Origin of the sequence: Paramylibacter ulvae, assembly GCF_014652655.1 — a bacterium.
Classification (GTDB): Bacteria; Pseudomonadota; Alphaproteobacteria; order Rhodobacterales; family Rhodobacteraceae; genus Amylibacter; species Amylibacter ulvae.
The window spans coordinates 233,318-252,386 of the sequence record NZ_BMZF01000003.1 but is presented as its reverse complement, the minus strand read 5'-3'; the positions used below and the strand labels follow the sequence as shown (position 1 = coordinate 252,386).

18 protein-coding genes are annotated in these 19,069 nt (G+C 50.9%); 8 read left to right on the top strand and 10 right to left on the bottom strand.

The window, feature by feature from the left end; translation table 11 throughout:
• Positions 1 to 4 precede the first annotated feature (4 nt).
• The 7 genes from IE094_RS07985 to IE094_RS07955 all read right to left on the bottom strand — a co-directional run bounded on the left by IE094_RS07985 (position 5) and on the right by IE094_RS07955 (position 7,235).
• The gene (locus tag IE094_RS07985) at positions 5 to 841 is read right to left on the bottom strand and encodes an arsenate reductase/protein-tyrosine-phosphatase family protein (protein ID WP_189640044.1); all 837 of its coding nucleotides are present in this window, start codon (positions 839 to 841) and stop codon (positions 5 to 7) included.
• A gap of 77 nt (positions 842 to 918) precedes the next feature.
• A complete protein-coding gene (locus IE094_RS07980) occupies positions 919 to 1,236 on the bottom strand; it encodes a hypothetical protein (RefSeq protein ID WP_189640043.1) in 318 nt (105 codons plus the stop codon).
• Positions 1,237 to 1,245: 9 nt separating this feature from the next.
• Positions 1,246 to 1,881 (bottom strand): hypothetical protein, encoded by a 636-nt coding sequence (locus tag IE094_RS07975; RefSeq protein ID WP_189640042.1) that lies wholly within the window; start codon positions 1,879 to 1,881, stop codon positions 1,246 to 1,248.
• Between the two features lie 9 nt (positions 1,882 to 1,890).
• The gene (locus tag IE094_RS07970) at positions 1,891 to 4,137 is read right to left on the bottom strand and encodes a xanthine dehydrogenase family protein molybdopterin-binding subunit (protein ID WP_189640041.1); all 2,247 of its coding nucleotides are present in this window, start codon (positions 4,135 to 4,137) and stop codon (positions 1,891 to 1,893) included.
• Between the two features lie 2 nt (positions 4,138 to 4,139).
• Entirely contained in the window at positions 4,140 to 4,598 is a 459-nt protein-coding gene (locus IE094_RS07965; protein WP_189640040.1) for a (2Fe-2S)-binding protein, read from the bottom strand.
• A 99-nt stretch (positions 4,599 to 4,697) separates the two neighbouring features.
• Positions 4,698 to 5,441 carry a gamma-glutamyl-gamma-aminobutyrate hydrolase family protein gene (locus IE094_RS07960; RefSeq protein WP_189640260.1) on the bottom strand — a complete coding sequence of 248 codons (744 nt, stop codon included), beginning with the start codon at positions 5,439 to 5,441 and terminating at the stop codon, positions 4,698 to 4,700.
• Between the two features lie 192 nt (positions 5,442 to 5,633).
• Positions 5,634 to 7,235 carry an ABC transporter substrate-binding protein gene (locus IE094_RS07955; protein WP_189640039.1) on the bottom strand — a complete coding sequence of 534 codons (1,602 nt, stop codon included), beginning with the start codon at positions 7,233 to 7,235 and terminating at the stop codon, positions 5,634 to 5,636.
• A 257-nt stretch (positions 7,236 to 7,492) separates the two neighbouring features.
• Between IE094_RS07955 and IE094_RS07950 the strand changes: the two genes are divergently transcribed.
• The 4 genes from IE094_RS07950 (at position 7,493) to IE094_RS07935 (ending at position 11,357) form a co-directional block, all read left to right on the top strand.
• On the top strand, positions 7,493 to 8,473 hold the full coding sequence (locus IE094_RS07950; protein WP_189640038.1) for an ABC transporter permease: 981 nt from the start codon (positions 7,493 to 7,495) through the stop codon (positions 8,471 to 8,473).
• Entirely contained in the window at positions 8,470 to 9,390 is a 921-nt protein-coding gene (locus IE094_RS07945; protein WP_189640037.1) for an ABC transporter permease, read from the top strand. The genes IE094_RS07950 and IE094_RS07945 overlap by 4 nt, the downstream gene beginning before the upstream one ends.
• Complete coding sequence (locus IE094_RS07940; protein WP_189640036.1) at positions 9,380 to 11,005, top strand: ABC transporter ATP-binding protein; 1,626 nt, start codon at positions 9,380 to 9,382, stop codon at positions 11,003 to 11,005. Before IE094_RS07945 ends, IE094_RS07940 begins: the two co-directional genes overlap by 11 nt.
• Before the next feature lie 103 nt (positions 11,006 to 11,108).
• Positions 11,109 to 11,357, top strand: a complete 249-nt coding sequence (locus IE094_RS07935; protein WP_189640035.1) for a peptidase — start codon at positions 11,109 to 11,111, stop codon at positions 11,355 to 11,357.
• A gap of 16 nt (positions 11,358 to 11,373) precedes the next feature.
• Here the strand turns inward: IE094_RS07935 and IE094_RS07930 are convergent, their stop codons facing one another.
• The gene (locus tag IE094_RS07930; RefSeq protein WP_189640258.1) at positions 11,374 to 12,672 is read right to left on the bottom strand and encodes an NAD(P)/FAD-dependent oxidoreductase; all 1,299 of its coding nucleotides are present in this window, start codon (positions 12,670 to 12,672) and stop codon (positions 11,374 to 11,376) included.
• Between the two features lie 9 nt (positions 12,673 to 12,681).
• Positions 12,682 to 14,049 carry a glutamine synthetase family protein gene (locus tag IE094_RS07925; protein ID WP_229802157.1) on the bottom strand — a complete coding sequence of 456 codons (1,368 nt, stop codon included), beginning with the start codon at positions 14,047 to 14,049 and terminating at the stop codon, positions 12,682 to 12,684.
• 100 nt (positions 14,050 to 14,149) lie between these two features.
• Here IE094_RS07925 and IE094_RS07920 point away from each other — a divergent pair, with 100 nt between their 5' ends.
• The 4 genes from IE094_RS07920 (at position 14,150) to IE094_RS07905 (ending at position 18,080) form a co-directional block, all read left to right on the top strand.
• Positions 14,150 to 15,490 (top strand): glutamine synthetase family protein, encoded by a 1,341-nt coding sequence (locus IE094_RS07920; protein ID WP_189640034.1) that lies wholly within the window; start codon positions 14,150 to 14,152, stop codon positions 15,488 to 15,490.
• An 11-nt stretch (positions 15,491 to 15,501) separates the two neighbouring features.
• On the top strand, positions 15,502 to 16,470 hold the full coding sequence (gene speB / locus IE094_RS07915) for an agmatinase (RefSeq protein WP_189640033.1): 969 nt from the start codon (positions 15,502 to 15,504) through the stop codon (positions 16,468 to 16,470).
• 12 nt (positions 16,471 to 16,482) lie between these two features.
• Positions 16,483 to 17,760, top strand: coding sequence for a DUF2254 domain-containing protein (locus IE094_RS07910; protein WP_189640032.1), 1,278 nt, complete (start codon positions 16,483 to 16,485; stop codon positions 17,758 to 17,760).
• 62 nt (positions 17,761 to 17,822) lie between these two features.
• Entirely contained in the window at positions 17,823 to 18,080 is a 258-nt protein-coding gene (locus IE094_RS07905; protein WP_189640031.1) for a hypothetical protein, read from the top strand.
• Here IE094_RS07905 and ppk2 read toward each other — a convergent pair.
• On the bottom strand, positions 18,077 to 18,994 hold the full coding sequence (gene ppk2 / locus IE094_RS07900; protein ID WP_189640030.1) for a polyphosphate kinase 2: 918 nt from the start codon (positions 18,992 to 18,994) through the stop codon (positions 18,077 to 18,079). The two genes, IE094_RS07905 and ppk2, sit on opposite strands and share 4 nt — an antisense overlap.
• Positions 18,995 to 19,069 lie beyond the last annotated feature (75 nt).

The following is a 19,069-nucleotide window of genomic DNA, read 5'->3' as shown; positions in this document are numbered from 1 at the left end:
AATCCTATTCAGCGGGTTGTTGACCGATTTCATCGACACGTTTTTGCAACGACTGGCGATCCAATGTGTCAAATGGCAATGATGTGAATGCGCTGATCCGATTGAAAAGCGCACCATAGGCGGTTTGAAATGCAAGGCTGATTTGCGCATCGGTTCCTGTGACCTTTACCGGATCTGGCACACCCCAATGGCCTGAAACGGGCTGACCCGCCCATGTTGGGCATTCTTCGTTTGCCGCACGATCGCAAACGGTGAAAACGAAATCCATTCGCGGTGCTTGTGATGATTGAAATTCGGAAATGTTTTTGGACCACAAATCATCCACGCTATGACCTTTTTGCGCTAACATTTTGATTGCAAATGGGTTCAGTTCGGATCGATGCATTGTCCCCGCCGAATAGGCGTTGAATTTATCCCCTGCATGATCGCGCAAAATCGTTTCAGCAAAAATGGATCGCGCAGAATTGCCCGTACAGACAAACAGAACATGGAATTTTTTATCACCTCTTGGCGCCACCCCATCGATGATATTTGCAAATTGCGGCGGGCAAACATCGGCGCGTCCACGACAGCAATCAAAAAACAACCCCGCAACCACGTCTTTGGCGGCACCAAGATTGATTGCATACAAAAGCCGCGTGCCATCGCGGCGCTGTGCAATTAACCCAACACTTGTCAGCGTGGATAAATACACCGATGCGGTGCTGGCCTTGAACCCCAACGCATCGGCAATTTCACCTGCGGGCAATTCATCAGGACAACGCCGCATTAACAGGCGAAACACAGCCATGCGTTGCGGATGGCTTAATGCGGACAGGCGATTTATCAGTTCTATTTCCATATTTCATGAATATTTGAAATATAAAATTATTCAAGAATTATTTTACTCAACTCACAGATTTTTTTGCTGGTTCTGATTTACGCCAATAACGCCAAAATCAAACAGGTGATAATCACCATATCAATCAGGATAAACGCCCGCATCACCCATGGGCGCACGCTGCTGGTTTTGCGCACGGTGATGGCGGCGGTCATGCCAATGCTGACACAAATCAATGCGATGGCCAAAACCACCTTACCACCGATCAGATTCACAATCAGATATCCCAATATGGCATAAAGCACCCCAAATGGGATCAACACCAATGTATCTTTGTCACGATGCGACATCATCCATTCGGTCAAATGCCAAATGGCGACAAATATTAAAACGGCACCTGCGATTCCTGCGCTCATGTGTTTTCCTTAATCATTGGGACATGGCATGCTGGCGGCTGTCCATGTGATCATATCATCCAGATGGTTTTGCAATGTGCCAGGGGCGGGTTCACGCCCAGCGCCGGGGTTAAACCCCCATGCGATAAATCCGCCAAGCGATACATCATGCAGGATATGTTCAACCAATCCCGCACCATCACGCCCGCCGTTGCGATCTGCGTCGCGCATCTGTTCGCAAATATCCACACTGCTCTGACCGTGCCACAAAAATTCCACTGGGGCGAGCTGCCATGGAATCCCCGCATGGGGTGGCGCGTGTTCAATGGTGTTGGGGCGCGTTGATGTCATATGACAAGTTGCGCACATCAAACCTTCGGCGCCCAAACGGCTCTCGCCAGCATTGATATGCATCCCGTGCACACGATCCATACCCGTGGCATCATCCGTCCAGATCGGAATGTTGCGCGCATCAACATGGCAATTAGCACAGCGCGGATGGCTGGCCACCGCATAAATGCGATCCCATGCCGCCATGCCCTGTTCGGTGCTGATCGGGGTGGTGGGTTGGGTGACAACCAAATCGGTTTCACCTTCGGCGAACAGCGGTGCTGTCACACACATAACGCCCAGCGCAAAGATAACTGTTTTCACAATACGGTTCATCGCTCGCCCCTATACAAAATTGATATGTTTGTTCAGCGGCATTTCACGAATGCGCTGCCCCGTGGCGGCGAAAATCGCGTTGGCCAATGCGGGCGCTGCCGGGGGAACACCCGGCTCACCAATGCCGCGAATTTTCGCACCGTTTTCCAAGGCTTTGACCATGATTTGGGGGCATTGATATAAACGCATTCCCTCAAAGCGATGATAATTCGTTTGATCGGGCACATAATTGTCATAGGTCAGTTCGCAATTCATTGCATGGCCCAATCCAAAAATCACCCCGCCAAAAATCTGCGCTTCAAGGTTTATGGGTTCCACCACTTTGCCAACATCGGCGGCAACCCAGACATTGTCGATCTTGATGCCATCTGGTGTGTTCGTCACCTCGATCACTTGGGCGCAAGGGACGCTAAACGCCATGGTGAAAGCAACGCCGCGCCCACGGTTTTCGCCAATCGCATGACCATTCCAATTGCACATCTCGCCCACGGTTTCTAAAACCTTGCGCGATACATCGTGATGGCACAAACGAATGCGTTCCATCAATGGGTCTGCCCCCGCGCGGTGGATCAATTCATCCAAGAAACAATCGTGTAAAAACCCGTTTCCTGATGCGCCAACAGATCGCCATGAACTGACCGGAACGGTTTCAGGTGCGCGGTATCCCGTGACGCGATAATTGGGAATGGCAAAGGGTTGATCCCACGCACCCGCCACCAATGATGCATCGGGGCCTGGGGGCGCCATCGCGATCCGCCCGAACCAAGACGCCGCCGTTGATGGTGCTGCGATGGATAAATCCAAGCTGTCCACCTGACCATTGGCAACCTTGCCCCGTGCGCGGCTGACCTGTGCACAACGCGGGTAATCATGGGCGAAATCTTCTTCACGTGACCATGTCATTTTCACAGGTGTGCCCTTGACCGCCATCGCCAATTCGATGGTTTGCAGAACATATGTGTCCTCTAACCGCCGACCAAAACTGCCCCCCATCGGTTGCGTGTAAACGAACACCTGATCTGCATCCAAACCTGTCATCGTGGCGGCATGTGCTTTGACAAAGCCCGGGATCTGTGTGCCTGTCCAAATTTCGCATTTATCATCGCTGACTTTGACAATGGCATTCATCGGTTCCAGCGGTGCATGCGCCAAAAACGGAATGCGGTATGTCGCCTCTAGCACATCACCATCGCCAAGCGCGGCGTCAATATCGCCATCATCGCGGTTACGGGTGTCTTGATATTCATCCGATATGGCATTTTCCAACACCTGCCAGATTTCATCGGAACTGGCGGGGTAATCGGGTGCATCCCATGTGATATCAATCGCATTGACCGCCTGCATTGCACGCCAAGTATTATCGGCAATCACCCCAACACCCGATGTAATGGGCACGATTTTTTGCACGCCGCGCATGGATTGCGCCGCGTTCGCATCGTATGATTTCACACCACCGCCAATACCCGGATTTGCGCGCACGGATGCGTAAACCATATCGTCAAACGCCAAATCAATGCCGTAATCAAATGTGCCCGTGCAACGTGCGATCATATCAACGCGTTTGGTGGTATCCTTGCCGATATATTTCCACGTGGATTCATCGCGCAATGGCACATCCATCACAGGATCAAGTGTTGCGGCAAGCGGTGCCAGTTCCACATATGACAGCGTTTTGCCATCTGGCAAAATCACCTGTCCGTTTTGGGTTTTCAACGCGCTGCGTTCCACACCCGCCATTTGCGCCGCTGCCTGTTTCAACGTTTCACGCGCCACACATCCAGCGCTGCGCAATTTTACAAATGTATCAGGAACGGTGGATGACCCACCCGTAATTTGCAGCCCCAATAATTTAGCGGGGACATGCATGAAACTGCGGGCACGTTCGGCGATTGGATCGGTATTATAGGCGGGGAATGGCGATGCCTCTTCCATCACGGCACCGTTGTAATAGGCCGCACTTGGCGGGCCGGGGTCAAGGCGCACGGCGTTGGGATCAACATCCAATTCTTCGGCGATTAACATCGCTTGTGTGGAATATCCGCCTTGGCCAAAATCGGCACGCGGCGTGATTAATGTGATCCCTTGGCCATCAATGCGCACATATGGCGTGATCGCGGATTCACCCTCCCCCAGATGATCCAACAGCGGATTATCCGTTGGTTTTTTATAGGCATAGGTGCCAAAGGCAACACCCCCCGCAACAGCGGCGGACCCGATTAAAAATGTACGTCTTGCGATATTTCCAATACGTCCCATATTCACGTCCCGCTTAAATTTTTGGCGGCGGTTTTAATGGCGGCACGGATGCGTGGATAGGTTCCACAGCGACACAGATTGGCCGACATGGCGTGATCAATTTGATCATCTGTTGGTTCTGGGTTCACATCCAAAAATGATGCGGCGGCCATGATTTGCCCCGATTGGCAATATCCACATTGCGCCACCTGATGTTCGACCCAAGCGGCCTGAACCGCATGCATGGCATCGGGTGTTCCCAATCCTTCGATCGTGGTGATGTCACCATCCACATCACCCGCCGCCATCTGACAGGAACGCACAGCCATACCATCAATATGCACCGTACACGCGCCACATTGCGCAACGCCACAGCCGTATTTTGGCCCCGTGATATTCAATTCATCGCGCAAAACCCACAACAACGGCATGTCGGGTTCGACATCCACTTCATGTTCATTTCCGTTGACGTTCAGCTTCATCTTCGCCCCTTTGCACAGATGGATTTACCTGATGCTAGCGCAAGGGCATGCACCAAGCAACGCAAGTGCCTGTGAATGTCGTGGCGTAACGGTTTTTGATTAAACGTGTTCGCGCATGCTTTGGCCGAATGCTTCGAACAAGGGGCGTGAAACACCGCATTCATGCGCGCGCCATTCAGGATGCCATTGCACCGCCATGGCAAAGCTGGGCGCATCGGCGATGCGGATTGCCTCTGGTGTGCCATCGGGGGCGTGACCTTCGATAATGATACGCGCACCCTTTTCCTTGATCCCCTGCCCATGCAGCGAATTGGTTTTCACCACGGTTGCGCCAAACATTTTTGAAAATTCACTGCCTTCGATCAGGCTGACATCATGGCGAAGCGCGAATTTTTCCTCGAGCGTGCCATCAGGGGGCATACGGTGGTTCATGCGTCCGGGCAGATCGCGAATTTCGGGATAAAGCGATCCGCCAAAGGCGACGTTAAATTCCTGAAACCCGCGACAAATACCAAGGATCGGTATGCCCTTGTCCACAGCAGCGCGGATCAAAGGCAAGGCGACGCGATCACGATCGCGATCAAACTGTCCATGCGCTGGCGTTTCAGCCTCTCCGTATTCTTCGGGGTGCACATTGGGGCGCCCACCTGTGAACAAAAACCCATCAAAGCGGCCACACAGATCATCAATATTCACTAAATCGGGAATGGCAGGGATCACCACGGGCAATGCGCCCGACACCCGCGCGATTGCCTCGACATTGCTCACCCCTGTGGATTGCACGGGATAGCTATCGTCGATGATGTATGAATTTCCGATAATACCAACAACTGGTTTGGCCATAACAAGACTCGCATTTGAAATTAATATCTTAATCATACCCATATCTTGGGGAATGAAAATGGGGTTTTCGACTTGGTTTTGATCAAGAATTGCACAATGCAAAAATTACTGGTGATGATCAGGTCATTTTATTTGCTCAAACGAAAAAGGGCGATCATTGCTGACCGCCCTTTCCCATCATTCAATTGGTAATTATGCAAACCACCAGCGTTCGGTGTTTTTACCACCATCCAGTTCCCAGTTACCAGCAACCTGTTCATCGTGCACCAAATTCTTGGACAAGGCATGAATGTGATTTGCAAACATTGGCACGATTGCGCCACCGTCGTTATGGATCAACTGTTGAGTTTCGAAATACATGGAACGGCGTTTTGCTTCGTCCAATTCCGCGCGTGCGGCAATAACGATTTCGTTGAAACGTTTCGCATCTGGCGTATCGCGCCATGCAGTGTCGTTCCACTCGGTGTCGGCCGTATAGGCGGATGAATACATCCAATCCTCTGTCGGGCGACCACCCCAGTAACATGTGCACCAAGGTTTCTTGTTCCACACGTTTGACCAATACCCATCGGATGGTTCGCGTACCACTTCCACATCGATACCAACCTCTTTGGCGGATGCTGCAACCAATTGCGCCGCGTCAACCGCGCCCGCAAATGCCGCATCGGATGCAGACAATTGGATTGTGCCAGAATGACCCGATTTTTTGTAATGCTCCATTGCCTTTTCAGGGTCGAATTCACGCTGCGCCAGATCGGCGGCGTGATATTGGTTGGCAGTTGAAATCGGGTGATCGTTACCGATTTGACCATGGCCCAACAGAATTTTATCAACCAACTCTTGGCGTTTGATTGAATATTTCAATGCCATGCGCAGATCGTAATTATCAAACGGTGCTGCATCCACACGCATTGGCATTGTGTAATGCAATGTACCCGCTGCTTCCAAAATGCTCAGCGTTGGAACACGCGCCAACAGGGCAACAGTTTTTGGATCGACGCGGTCAATCACATCAACATCGCCATTCATAATCGCGTTTTGACGTGCGGTTGTGTCAAGCAAGCTGAGCATTTCCAATTCGTCGAAATGCGCGGTGCCCTCTTTCCAATAATTTCCGAAACGCTTAAATGTTGAACGCACGCCTGCTTCGAAGTTTTCCAAAACATAGCCACCGGTGCCAACGCCTGCCTGCGCATCCACCGCACCATCAACCGATGGCATAATCACAAGGTGATAATCGGATACGATGAATGGGAAACCAGCATTTGGCGCATCCAATTCGACCACAACGCGATTTGCGCCATCCGCTTTCATGGATACGATTGGGGCCAGCAATCCTTTGGCTGCTGATTTGCTGTCTTCGCCGCGGTGATGGTTCAAGGATGCGATCACATCATCCGCTGTCAGGGTTTTGCCGTTGTGAAATTCCACACCTTGGCGCAGGTTAAACACCCATGTTTTTGCATCTGATGATTCATAGCTTTCGGCCAGTTCAGGGCGCAGCGCACCATCTGGGCCCACTTCTGTCAGACAGTTACCATAGGCAAAACCGATGCCCGTCATCATGGAATTTTCATATGTTGCAGGATCAAGCGAATCCGTGGTGCCACCGTGTGCCATACCTTGGCGCAGCAATCCGCCCTTTTTGGGTGTCGCGGCAATGGCTTTGTCTGCCATGCTTAACGCGCTTGGCAACACAACGCCCGCGGCCAGCGCAGACATCACAAATTGACGGCGATCAATCTGACCTGCTGTCAATTTTGTGGCTTGCTTGGCAAGAAATAATTTTTTCATTTTTAGTCCTCCAGTTGGATAGTAGGTGATCCATTATTTTATTGGTTGGATCATTCCGCCGCGCAGACTGTTGCATGATTCCCCGCGCTTTACCAATGTATCTTTGTAAAAATTATGTGTGACCCAGCGTTTCCAACGCCTATAAAACATACGCATTGCGCACAAAATACAAGCAAATGCTTTACAAACACACCATGCCCTGCGTTAAATTAACAAAACCGCAGCGGGATAAACCCGCGCGAGAGGGAGAATATTAAGTGCATCCAATTCTTGGAACCATCCTACAACGGCTGTTGTTGGGGCTTATCACGCTGTTTTTTGTGTCTTTAATCATCTTTAGCGCGATTGAATTTTTGCCAGGCGATTTCACCCAAGCCGTGCTTGGACAGGCCGCCACCGAAGAAACCGTTGCCGCGTTTCGCCGTGAATTAGGGTTGGATCAACCTGCATATCTTCGCTATTTCAACTGGGTTGGGTCGGTGATGACCGGTGATTTGGGCACGTCATTTTCAGGGCGCGCCGCATCTGGGGTTGATCGATCGCGCGCGGTTATTGATTTGATTGCGCCACGTTTGTGGAACACATTGTTCTTGGCGGGCATGGCAGGAATTGTGGCCGTACCACTTGCGCTATTCCTTGGAGTAACGGCCGCACTTTATCGCAACACAATGTATGATCGCACGGTGAACGCGGCGACATTGACCACGATTTCATTTCCCGAATTTTTCGTCGCATATTTGTTGATCTTGTTCTTTGCATCGCTTTGGCCTGTGTTTCCATCGCTGGCAAATGTGAATGTGGATACGCCATTCATGGAACGTATTTATAAATGTGCATTACCAGCGCTCACGCTCACCTTGGTGATTGTGGCGCACATGATGCGCATGACACGCGCGGCAATTATCAATCTGCTCGCCAGTCCGTATATCGAAATGGCCAAGCTGAAGGGCGTGTCGCGCGCCCGCGTGATTTTGCGCCACGCATTGCCAAACGCATGGGCACCGATTGCAACCGTGATCGCGTTTAACCTTGCCTATTTGGTGGTGGGCGTTGTCGTGGTTGAGGTGGTGTTTGTTTACCCTGGCATTGGCCAGTTGATGGTTGATGCGGTGACCACCCGCGATATCCCCGTGGTACAGGCATGTGCCCTTATTTTCGCCGCCACATATATTATTTTGAACCTGATCGCCGATATCATTGGCATCGTTACAAACCCAAGGTTGCTGCACCCACGATGAGCGATACAGAACAAACATATTCCGCCGCTGGCGAAGTTGGCGCATTGCGCGAACGCCGCACACGCTGGCAAATGGCAAAGATCGAATTGTCCAAGGCACCATGGTCCGCGTGGTTTGGCATGATCGTCATTGCGATCTATTTTATCGTCGCAATTTTCGCGCCCCTGATCGCGCCATATGGCGAAGCACAGGTATTCCCAGCACCGTTTGCCCCTTGGGGTGGCGAACATATTTTTGGCACCGATCAAATTGGCCGCGATGTGTTTTCACGCCTGATTTACGGTGCGCGTAATACGATGGGCATCGCGCTGGCGGCGACGTTATTATCATTCCTGATTGGTGGCGGTTTGGGTCTGGTTGCGGCCATCAGTGGCAATTGGCTGGATCAGTTATTGTCACGCGGGGTCGATATCCTGATGGCAATCCCAAGTTTGATTTTCGCCCTGATGTTGCTGACCATTTTTGGGTCCAGCGTGTTTAGCCTGATCTGCATCATCGCCGTGCTCGACAGCACACGCGTGTTTCGATTAACCCGTTCCGTCGCGGTCAGCGTCGTGGTGATGGATTACGTCGAAGCGGCAAAATTGCGCGGGGAAAAACTGGGCTGGATCATGCGCCGCGAAATCTTGCCAAATATCATGCCCCCCTTGATCGCCGAATTCGGCCTGCGGTTCTGTTTCGTGTTTTTAACCATCGCTGCATTGTCATTCTTGGGCTTGGGAATTCAACCACCCACCGCCGATTGGGGATCAATGGTGCGCGATAATGCATCCATGATCCAATTTGCCAAATATGATCTGACGGCGGCCTTAACGCCGATGATCCCTGCGGGTGCGATTGCCCTGTTAACCGTTGCTGTGAACTTTGTCGTTGACTGGTTCTTGCATAAATCAAGCGGACTTAAAGATGACCACTGATAACCCCAAAGGCCAAAAAGGCGATGTCCTGCTTGAAATGAAAAACATCACGATTGATGGGTTTTCAGATGAAAAGTGGCACCCGATTATCAAAGGTGTCGATCTGACCTTGAAACGTGGCGAGGTCATGGGTTTGATCGGTGAATCTGGCGCGGGGAAATCCACACTTGGCCTTGCCGCCATGGGGTTTGCACGCCCGGGATGTAAAATCACCGGTGGATCAATTGATTTTGACGGGCATGATTTGATCAACGCGACAGAGGATGAGCTTCGCGCGCTTTGGGGCACACGCATTGCCTATGTTGCGCAATCCGCCGCTGCATCATTTAACCCCGCACATCGCTTGTTGGATCAAACCGTTGAATCCACATTAGATGCGTCATTGCAAACCAGTGACGCCGCACAATCGGACGCGCGTGAATTATACGCTTCATTGCAATTACCAGATCCCGATAATATCGGTGATCGTTACCCCCATCAGGTATCAGGTGGTCAATTGCAACGCATGATGACCGCAATGGCGATGTCATCACGCCCAGATTTGATTATTTTCGACGAACCAACAACCGCGCTTGATGTCACCACACAGGTCGAAGTGTTGGTTGCGATGCGCGATATTGTCGAACGGTTCAATACCGCCGCAATTTACATCACCCATGATTTGGCCGTGGTCGCGCAAATGGCCGATTTCATCAAGGTTCTGCGTTACGGCGAAGAGGTGGAAGAGGCTGAAACACGCAAAATGCTGTCCGCCCCAACCGAGGATTATACAAAATCGCTCTGGTCTGTGCGCGCACTGGAAAAACCCGAAAACATCAGCGATGATACGGTTCTAGAGGTCAAAAATGTTGATGCCGCTTATGCGGGCACGGTCAAGGTTTTGCACGATGTGAATATCAAAATCGCACGCGGCACCACTGTGGCCGTGGTGGGTGAATCAGGGTCTGGTAAATCCACAACCGCGCGTGTGATTACGGGATTATTACCCCCCTTAACGGGTGAAACCCTGTTTAACGGTGAACCGCTCCCCCCTGCATTAAAGGATCGCAGCAAAGATCAGTTGCAGCGCATTCAGATGATTTACCAAATGGCCGACACCGCCATGAACCCACGCCAAACCGTGGCTGAAATCATTGGCCGCCCGTTGGAATTTTACCACGGGCTGCGCGGGCGCAAAAAACAAGATCGCATTCTTGAATTGTTGGACATGATCGAGCTGGATCAAACTTTTTACGACCGTCTGCCATCGGAATTGTCAGGCGGGCAAAAACAGCGTGTCTGTATCGCACGTGCATTGGCCGCAGAACCAGAGGTAATTATCTGTGACGAGGTCACATCCGCCCTTGATCAGATCGTCCAAGAGGGCATCTTGCGCCTGTTGCTACGCTTGCAAAAAGAATTCAACATCACCTATCTGTTCATCACCCACGACATCGCGGTGGTTCAAGCCATCAGCGACGAAATCGTGGTGATGTACCAAGGCGGCGTTGTCGAACAAGGCCCCAAAAGCGTGGTCATGTCCCCACCCTATCCCGACTACACCCAATTGTTGTTGTCATCAGTTCCCGAAATGGACCCCGATTGGCTATCCAATCTGGTGGATGGGCGCGAATAACCGTCGCTCAGTGCGAAAAATATTGCGCCGATCTTTCAACGGATATACGTTCGACATGATCAGAACGCCGGGTTCACGGCGCTGATATTCCGAAAGTATTTGAATGACATTGATGATGTTTGCGCGTTTCGAGCAACCGTTGAAATGGCTGGCCTTTGGCTTGGGTCTGGGCAGTGCGATTGCGGTGGTTCAGGGCTGGCAATTGGCAGCGATGATGCTGAGCCTGCCGTTTTGTTTGATCTGGATTTATTGTGGCTGGCTGCGCAATGAGCCACAGTTGAAATATATCAATATGATGTTTGCAGCCCTGTATGTTTACGGACTGATGCGGTATTTTTTGCTTAATACCTAGCGCCCATAGATTGGCGTTACAATTTATCGCGCAGCGAATACCAAACCATCGCTGCGATCAGCAACGGGTTGCGTAGCGCCACACCTCCTGGGAATTTTTGGCTTGGTACATTTGCCATGATGTCAAACCGTTCCGCTTGGCCTTGGATCACCTCTGCCGCCAATTTCCCGCCCATGGTTGCCATGGCAACTCCATGGCCAGAATAACCAGACAGCGATAAGATATTGCCAGACACACGGTGAAAATGGGGCATACGGTTCATGGTAATGCCAAGCGTACCACCCCACGCATAATCAAAGTTCACATCTGCCAGTTGTGGAAAAATCGCCGCCATGGGTTTGCGCACCTTTCCCGCAATATCGCGCGGAAATTTGTAACCATAGGATTCCGTGCCGCCAAACAATAACCGATTATCATCGGAGAACCGAAAATAATTCACCACGAATTTTGTGTCTGCCACCGCGTAATGGTTTTTCACCACCGCGTTCATATTCGCCACATCCATTGGTTCGGTTGCCACGATGTAATTGCCAATGGGCATCACGTGTTGGGCCACGCTTGGTTCCAGATTTCCAAGATACCCGTTGCAGGCAACAATCACAAAATCCGCATCGATTTCTGCGTCCGCTGTATGAACGTGGGCAGGCGTGCCCCGATCAATGCGCGTAACTCGCGATTGTTCAAAAAACTGCACTCCTGCATCCACACATTTCCGCGCAAGCCCAAGCGCAAAGCGCAGCGGATGAATATGCCCCGCATTCATATCCAACGAACCACCGAAATAGGCATCGGAATTGACCAAATCGCGCAGCGCATCGCGATCCAGTTTGCGCATATGCGGATAGTCATATTCAGCGGCCATTTTATCAACGTATGAATGTTCATGTGCCACATATCGTTCGCGGTGCGCAGCGTGGATTAACCCGTGTTGAAACGCACAATCGGGCATATCTGCGCATAAATCTTTGACCAATTGCACAGCGTCTTGGGAAATATCCCAAAGCGCGCGTGCATGTTCGCGCCCCAGCATGGTTTCCAATTCGTCCTGTTCCAGACGCTGGCCTTTGCCAACCTGCCCACCATTGCGCCCCGATGCACCAAACCCGATGCGTTGTGCATCCAACACCACCACGCGATAACCCGCCCGCGCCAGATGAAGCGCAGATGATAACCCCGTAAACCCCGCACCAATGATACAAATATCTGCATCAATCCGCCCCTTGGCGGGCGAAAATACAGGCAATGGTTTGGCCGTGGCGGCGTAATATGACGCGGGATATTCCCCCGCCACATCATTCGCCGTCAATAGATCCAACGCCGCCATTTAGGCCTGCAACAACAGATGTTCGCGTTCCCATGGTGAAATTTCGCGCTGATATTCATCCAGTTCGGCATGTTTAATATCGCTGTAAAGTTTGCAGAACTCTTCGCCCAAAACGGCGCGATATTCGGTTGCCATATCAAACTGACGCAAGGCGGAATTCAAACTATAGGGAAGTTCGGATTTATAAACTTCTTTCTTGGCCTCTGGGCGGGGTTCGATTTTATTCATCATCCCCAGATAGCCCGCCGCCAGACTTGCGGCGATGGACAAATACGGGTTTGTATCGCTGCCCGTGACACGGTTTTCCACGCGCCGTGCCTTGGGCCCTGAATTTGGCACGCGAATACCCGTGGTGCGATTATCCTCGGCCCATTCCAGATTGGTTGGTGCGCTCATCTGGCCTGAAATGCGGCGATATGAATTCACATATGGCGCGAGCAATGGCATCGCCGATTGGATATGTTTTTGTGACCCGCCGATGAAATGATAAAACGCATCGGTGGGTTTGCCATCCTTGTCGGAAAATATGTTTTCGCCGGTTTTGATGTCTTCGATGCTTTGGTGAATATGCATTGCACTGCCGGGTTCATCGCGCATCGGTTTGGCCATGAATGTCGCGAAAACCCCGTATTTTAACGCAGCCTCGCGGATAGTGCGTTTGAAATAAAACACCTGATCAGCCAGCGCCAATGGATCACCATGCATCAAATTGATTTCAATTTGTCCCGCGCCGCCTTCTTGGATCACGGTATCAATCAACAGGCCTTGCGCATCGGCGTAGTCATAGATTTTATCGATCACTTCGCCATATTCATCCACCGCAACCATGGAAAACGCTTGGCGTCCCGCACCCTTGCGCCCTGTGCGCCCTGTCATGGGTTCAATATCATCGGTGGGATCGGTATTGGGCGTGGTCAGATAAAATTCCAATTCGGGTGCCACAACGGGGCGCCAGCCCTGATCTGCGTAAAGCTTTAGCACATGTTTTAAGACATTACGCGGTGCAATCGGCAATGGCGTGCCATCGCGTGTTTCCAGATCGTTGATCACCTGCATGGTGGGGTCTTCGGCCCAAGGCACAGCCGTAACCGTACCCATGTCGGGGCGCAAAACAATGTCTTTTTCAAGCCATTGATTTTCAATGTCCATATCCACATATTCACCAGAAATTGTTTGATAAAACAATGATATAGGCAGGAAAAATGTTTCATCTGGTGAAAATTTATACGCGGGCATTGCCTTGCCGCGTGACATGCCTGCAAGATCGGGAATGATACATTCCACCTCGTCCAATTGGCGATTATTACGATAGGCTTTAAACGCGTCTGGCACGTTATCGAGCCAGCCTTTAGCAGATGCGTTACTCACGATAGTATCCTGTTATAAATTATGCCGATCTGGCGCACATACAGTGGACAAAATCAATCCGCCTGATAGTGTAAACCAACCTTATAATGAGAAGATGAACGTGTCCAATTTTTCAGACATCTACACCGAATATTGCCAAACACATGGCACGCCCGAACGCATTGAAATCATGTTATGTGACATGAACGCGGTGCTACGCGGCAAATGGCTCCCGAGCAGCGAAATTGACAAACTTGGCAAAGGCAGCGTGCGCTTGCCCATGTCCACCTATTGCCCCAATATTTTGGGCAATGATGTGGATGAAACGGGACTTGGCATTGTTGCCGGTGACCCCGACGCCGATTTGGTGCCAGTTGTTGAAACCCTGTGCAATGTGCCATGGGCAGATGGCGATGTGGCGCAAATTTTGGTCGAAATGACCGATGATAATGGCGAAATTAGCACGCTATCATCTCGCCAAATACTGGCCAATATCTGGGATCGGTTCAAGGCGCAGGGGCTTCACCCTGTGATTGCTTGCGAATTGGAATTTTACGTATTCCATCCGCGCGATGACCCCGATCAATCCCCAACCCCGCCCGATTGGTCGCCCGATGCGCAAAACTATGATCTGGATGTGCTGAGCCGATCAGAGGATTTGTTACGCGATATTCAGGCCGCCGCATTGGCGATGGACATGCCGATTGATACATTGATCGCGGAATTTGGCCCCGGCCAGTTCGAGATCAATTTTCAGCATACCGATAATGTGCTTTACGCCGCCGATACCGCGCTGATGTTTCGCCGCCTTGTGCGCGGTGTGGTGCAAAATCACGGGATGGAGGCCACGTTTATGGCCAAACCATACGCCGAACACCCGGGCAATGGTATGCATTTGCACGCATCTGTGTTGGATGATGATGGCAATAATATTTTCGCCAGCGATGATGGTGTGGGCGAACGCCTGTTCCACGCTGTTGGTGGTGTTTTGGAAACCATGCCAGAATTACAGGCGATTTTTGCGCCCCACCTCAATTCATATCGCCGTTTTCAGGCAAACAGCTTTGCGCCAACCCATCCAAATTGGGGATTGGATCATCGCGGCGCTGCGATCCGTCTGCCCGACACGGATAACAACGACGCACGTCTGGAACATCGGATTAGCGGTGCAGATGTGAACCCATACCTTGCCTTTGCCGCCATTTTGGGTGGGATGTTACATGGGCTGGATAACAAATTGCCCGTGCCCCCCGCGATTGATGCCGATGATGCGGTGATCCCTGAAAAGCTGACTCATGATTGGTCAACAGCCGTTGAAAAATTCGCAACATCGGATATTGCCGCACAAATTTTTGGCGCGGAATATCGCGATATTTACGCCACTGTGCGGCGCGATGAAATTGCGCAGTTAACCACGGAAATCGCACCGATTGAATATCGCACCTACCTCAACCGACTATAGGGATTGCAACCATGACAACCAAAGGTGATTTTGCATTTCGATCAAATGAAAATTTGGGGCGTTCGGATGATCGCACCTATTCTGGTGTGCTCAGCTTTCTGCGCCGCCGTTACACCCGTGAATTGAACGATGTTGATGTGGTGGTCAGCGGTGTGCCGTATGATTGTTCTGTGACCAATCGCTCTGGCTGTCGTTTTGGGCCACGCGCAATCCGCGAAGCATCAACGCAATTGGCGGAATTGGATGCATTTCCATTTGGGTTTTTCCCATTTGATACGCTTGCCGTCACGGATTATGGCGATTGTTACATGGACCCCCATCATCCCGAAACGATTGCTGATACGATCACCAATCACGCACGAGAAATTTTAAAATCGGATGCAAAAATGTTGACCCTTGGGGGCGATCATTTCATCGCCTATCCATTGTTAAAAGCACATGCCGAAAAACACGGGCCGATTGCATTGGTGCAATTTGACGCCCATTGCGACACATGGCCCGATGATGGCAAACAATTGGATCACGGCACGATGTTTGCGCGCGCTGCGGCGGATGGGATTATTGATACATCAAAATCCACACAAATTGGGCTGCGTACATATAATGATACGGATGCGGGTTTTGAAATCCTGACCGCGCCGTGGGTGCATCGCAATGGCATTGATGCCGCCCTTGATATTATCAAAAAACGTGCAGGCGATGCGCCTGTTTATATCTCGTTCGACATTGATGGGTTCGACCCCGCATTTGCCCCTGGCACAGGTACGCCCGTGGTGGGTGGGTTGGCCAGTTGGCAAGGATTGGAGTTGATCCGTGGCATGGGTGATCTAAACTTGATCGGCATGGATGTGGTCGAGGTGGCGCCCGCCTATGACCACGGCGAAATCACCGCATTGGCCGCGGCCACGGTGGCGCATGATTGGTTGTGTTTGCTGGCACAGAAAAAAGGCGCCAAGGGCCACGTGATCGGGCGCATTTAACAAGGGGGTTTCATGATCAGCGCATTGCGCAAACGGCTAAAACAATTACGCGGACTGTCCACGGTTCCTGGGCTGATTGCGTTGACCTTTTGGTTTTTTGCCTTTGTCTGGTTAGGCGTGGATCGATATTTCCCAAATGCGTTTGAAACGGGCTGGTTTTCGTTTCTGGCCGTGAATGAAACCACGGCCGCGCGCGTTCTTGGCACGGTTGCATCGGCATCGATCACCACGCTTGGTCTGGTGTATTCCATTGTGCTGGTGGTGTTCACCACGGCGGCGGGTAATATTGGGCCGCGATTGTTGCAACGGTTTACATCCGATCGCGTCAACCAATTCACCGCAGGGCTATTTGGCGGTACGTTTTTGTTTTCATTGACAGTTTTATATCAAACCACCGCTGATTTTGTTCCAAAAATATCCGTCACCATCACCATGTTACTCGCGGTTTTGGCGGTATTACAGTTGATTTATTTCGTTCGCACCGCATCGGTGAGCGTCACCGTTGACGAAGAACTGGCGGCGATTTCATCACAATTGGGTCGCGATATTGACGCGTTGATCGCATCGGAAGACCCAAAGGAATTTCAATCCAAACATGACACCAACAAAGATGTCGCGCTGACCATTTGCGCCGACGGATCAGGGTATATCGACGAAATCGACAGCAAGGGTTTGATCGCATTTGCGCAAAAACATGATCTGTATTTTCAGCTCTGCCACGGGTTTGGGGATTTTGTGATCAAGGGATCAAAAATCGCAAATGTCTATGCGAAAGGCAACCTTTCATCCGATGACGAGGTGACGCAATATGTGCAAGCTGCCGTGATGTTATCCGAGTCACGATCCCCTGTGTCGGATGTAGATTTTTCGATCCGTTTGATGATCGAAATTGCCCTGCGCGCCCTTTCGCCCGGGATTAATGATACGTTCACTGCGATCACCTGTATTGATCGGATTTCATCCGCATTGCGCAATCCCGTTTGCCGTGGCTTACGCGAACATATTCGGGGTGATGGCGATGGGATTGCGCGGCTGCATTTACCGGGCATGACATTGCGCGATTTGATCAACACAGCATTTCATCCATTGCGCCGTGCGGCGGCGGGGAATGTGTTGATGACCAAACATATTTTGGATGCTTTGGGGCGGCTGTATCATCAGGGTGATGATGATGCGCGTGATATCCTGAAAACCCATATTGATTTGATGATTGAGAGCGCAAAACAAAAAACGCTGCTGGATGTGGATATGGATTTCATTTTGAAACAGCGCGATGAAATCTTGGGCTAAATTTTTGTTTTGAAACATGGGCATTCACCGCTAGGCTAATCCGACACTATGGGAGGATAGTCATGCTAACAAATGATCACATCGAAATTTTGCGCACAGAGGTCGATAAATTGGATGTGGGTGCCAGTTTCACATTAGAGGACATTTCCGCGCGTCACCCCGAATGCGGCACATTGGCGGAATTTGGCACAGAGGTGTCTAAATCCATCAAAGACATCAATGACAATCGGCTGGATTTCATCGTCTATCACGCAATTTTGCCAAATGGTCGGCCTGAAAAATCAGACAGCGATAAAATCATTTACCGCCGCCTGCGTTAATATTTTTTCGGAACATACAGGTCGGTTGGCAGAACTGCCCGTTCATAGTCAGGGTTTGAAACACGTTCGGGCAATGTGATTGTATCATGTGGCACATCACCATATGGGATTTGCGCCAACAGGTGATCCATACAATTGAGGCGTGCGCGTTTTTTATCGTTACCTTCAACAATGAACCAAGGTGCCTCTGGTATGTTGGTGCGTTGTAACATTTCCTCTTTTGCGACGGTGTAATCTTCCCAGCGGATACGCGATTGCAAATCCATTGGGCTCAGCTTCCATTGTTTCATTGGGTCGTGGATGCGGGTGAGGAAGCGATATTGTTGTTCTTCGTCAGTGATCGAAAACCAATATTTAATCAGCTTGATCCCAGATCGATCCAACATGCGTTCAAATTCAGGAACGTCGTGGAAAAATTGATCAACCTGATTGTCATCGGCAAATTCCATCACCCGTTCCACGCCTGCGCGGTTATACCATGATCGGTCAAACAAAACGATTTCACCGCCCGCGGGCAAATGGGGCACGAACCGCTGGAAATACCATTGCGAAGTTTCGCGATCATTGGGTGCGGGCAATGCCACCACGCGGCACACGCGTGGGTTCAGGCGCTGCGTGATGCGTTTGATCACGCCCCCCTTGCCCGCGGCATCGCGACCCTCGAATATTATCACAACCTTGGATTTGGTTTCGATCACCCATTCCTGCAATTTCACCAATTCCGCTTGCAGGCGGAACAGTTCGTTAAAATAAATGTGGCGATCAATCGGGTCGGTTTTATGTGGGCGATCAAGATTGCGCAATTCATCGGGAATGTGGGAATCATACATTTCCTGTTCTAATTCTTCGTCCAGATAATCCTGAAATTCGGTTTTGCTCCAACTGTCGTTGGTGTTTGGCTTATCGAGGCTCATGATCTTTCCCATCTGCGCGCTATTCATCAGCGCCAATGTATACCCAAACACTGTGACAGTTTGATAAATAAACAG

Coding starts and splice junctions, on each gene's coding strand:
- IE094_RS07985 (WP_189640044.1), bottom strand. CDS start 841: ATGGAAATAGAACTGATAAATCGCCTGTCCGCATTAAGCCATCCGCAA.
- IE094_RS07980 (WP_189640043.1), bottom strand. CDS start 1,236: ATGAGCGCAGGAATCGCAGGTGCCGTTTTAATATTTGTCGCCATTTGG.
- IE094_RS07975 (WP_189640042.1), bottom strand. CDS start 1,881: ATGAACCGTATTGTGAAAACAGTTATCTTTGCGCTGGGCGTTATGTGT.
- IE094_RS07970 (WP_189640041.1), bottom strand. CDS start 4,137: ATGGGACGTATTGGAAATATCGCAAGACGTACATTTTTAATCGGGTCC.
- IE094_RS07965 (WP_189640040.1), bottom strand. CDS start 4,598: ATGAAGCTGAACGTCAACGGAAATGAACATGAAGTGGATGTCGAACCC.
- IE094_RS07960 (WP_189640260.1), bottom strand. CDS start 5,441: ATGGCCAAACCAGTTGTTGGTATTATCGGAAATTCATACATCATCGAC.
- IE094_RS07955 (WP_189640039.1), bottom strand. CDS start 7,235: ATGAAAAAATTATTTCTTGCCAAGCAAGCCACAAAATTGACAGCAGGT.
- IE094_RS07945 (WP_189640037.1), top strand. CDS start 8,470: ATGAGCGATACAGAACAAACATATTCCGCCGCTGGCGAAGTTGGCGCA.
- IE094_RS07940 (WP_189640036.1), top strand. CDS start 9,380: ATGACCACTGATAACCCCAAAGGCCAAAAAGGCGATGTCCTGCTTGAA.
- IE094_RS07935 (WP_189640035.1), top strand. CDS start 11,109: ATGACATTGATGATGTTTGCGCGTTTCGAGCAACCGTTGAAATGGCTG.
- speB (WP_189640033.1), top strand. CDS start 15,502: ATGACAACCAAAGGTGATTTTGCATTTCGATCAAATGAAAATTTGGGG.
- IE094_RS07910 (WP_189640032.1), top strand. CDS start 16,483: ATGATCAGCGCATTGCGCAAACGGCTAAAACAATTACGCGGACTGTCC.
- IE094_RS07905 (WP_189640031.1), top strand. CDS start 17,823: ATGCTAACAAATGATCACATCGAAATTTTGCGCACAGAGGTCGATAAA.
- ppk2 (WP_189640030.1), bottom strand. CDS start 18,994: ATGAGCCTCGATAAGCCAAACACCAACGACAGTTGGAGCAAAACCGAA.